We start from the raw sequence: 2,027 nt of genomic DNA on the forward strand, positions 1-2,027 counted from the left end.
TCCGCGAGCGGATGACCACCCAGGACGTCGAGGCGATCACGCCGCAGACCCTGATCAACATCCGCCCGGTGGTGGCGTCGATCAAGGAGTTCTTCGGCACCTCCCAGCTGTCCCAGTTCATGGACCACACCAACCCGCTGGCCGGCCTGACGCACAAGCGGCGGCTGAACGCGCTCGGCCCCGGCGGCCTGTCGCGTGAGCGGGCGGGCATGGAGGTCCGCGACGTGCACCCGTCCCACTACGGCCGGATGTGCCCGATCGAGACTCCCGAAGGCCCCAACATCGGCCTGATCGGCTCGCTCGCCTCCTTCGCCAGGCTCAACCCGTTCGGCTTCATCGAGACGCCCTACCGCAAGGTCGTCGACGGCAAGGTGACCGACCAGATCGTGTACCTCACCGCCGACGAGGAAGACCGCTACGTCATCGCCCAGGCCAACTCCCCGCTGTCGGCCGACGGCGGGTTCGCCGAACGGCGCGTGCTGGTCCGCACCAAGGGCGGCGAGTTCGAGTACGTACGCTCCGACGACGTGCACTACATGGACGTGTCGCCGCGCCAGATGGTGTCGGTCGCCACCGCGATGATCCCGTTCCTGGAGCACGACGACGCCAACCGCGCGCTCATGGGCGCCAACATGATGCGCCAGTCGGTGCCGCTGCTCAAGAGCGAGGCGCCGCTGGTCGGCACCGGCATGGAATACCGTGCCGCGACCGATCCCGGCGACATGGTGATCGCGGAGAAGGCAGGGGTGGCCGAGGAGGTCTCGGCGGATTACATCACCGTGGCCAACGACGACGGCACCCGCACCACCTACCGGGTGGCCAAGTTCAAGCGGTCCAACCAGGGCACCTCGTTCAACCAGAAGCCGATCGTGGCCGAGGGTGACCGGATCGAGGTCAACCAGGTCATCGCCGACGGTCCCTGCACCGAGAACGGCGAGATGGCGCTGGGCAAGAACCTCCTGGTGGCGTTCATGCCGTGGGAGGGCCACAACTACGAAGACGCGATCATCCTGTCCCAGCGGCTGGTGCAGGATGACGTGCTGTCCTCGATCCACATCGAGGAGCACGAGGTCGACGCCCGTGACACGAAGCTGGGCCCTGAGGAGATCACCCGGGACATCCCGAACGTCTCCGAGGAGGTGCTGGCCGATCTCGACGAGCGCGGCATCATCCGGATCGGCGCCGAGGTGGTTCCCGGCGACATCCTGGTCGGCAAGGTCACGCCGAAGGGTGAGACCGAGCTGACTCCGGAGGAGCGGCTGCTGCGGGCGATCTTCGGTGAGAAGGCGCGTGAGGTGCGTGACACCTCGCTGAAGGTGCCGCACGGTGAGCAGGGCAAGGTCATCGGGGTTCGGGTGTTCTCCCGTGAGGAGGGCGACGAGCTGCCGCCGGGGGTCAACGAGCTGGTGCGCGTGTATGTGGCGCAGAAGCGTAAGATCACTGACGGTGACAAGCTGGCCGGCCGTCACGGCAACAAGGGCGTCATCTCCAAGATCCTGCCGGTGGAGGACATGCCGTTCCTGGAGGACGGCACGCCGGTCGACATCATCCTCAACCCGCTGGGCGTGCCCGGCCGGATGAACGTGGGCCAGGTGCTGGAGACCCATCTGGGGTGGATCGCCGCCCGGGGCTGGGACATCACCGGCATCCAGGAGGCGTGGGCCGAGCGGCTGCGCGAGAAGGGCTTCGAACGCGTAGAGCCCGGCACCAACGTGGCCACGCCCGTCTTCGACGGCGCCCACGAAGAGGAGATCATCGGTCTGCTCGACAGCACCGTGCCCAACCGCGACGGCGACCGGCTGGTGGAGCGCAGCGGGAAGGCCCGGCTGTTCGACGGCCGCTCCGGCGAGCCGTTCCCGCACCCCATCGCCGTGGGCTACATCTACATCCTGAAGCTCCACCACCTGGTCGACGACAAGATCCACGCGCGGTCGACCGGCCCGTACTCCATGATCACCCAGCAGCCGCTCGGCGGTAAGGCCCAGTTCGGCGGCCAGCGCTTCGGTGAGATGGAGGTGTGGGCGCTG

General features: G+C 67.6%; 1 protein-coding gene. It reads left to right on the forward strand.

Annotated features, from left to right (window positions below):
- The coding region (gene rpoB / locus KME79_RS44245; protein WP_219552661.1) for a DNA-directed RNA polymerase subunit beta at positions 1 to 2,027 on the forward strand (2,027 nt) is incomplete at both ends.

It is taken from the genome of Nonomuraea harbinensis (assembly GCF_019396385.1).
In the GTDB taxonomy this organism is placed as follows: Bacteria; Actinomycetota; Actinomycetes; order Streptosporangiales; family Streptosporangiaceae; genus Nonomuraea; species Nonomuraea ferruginea.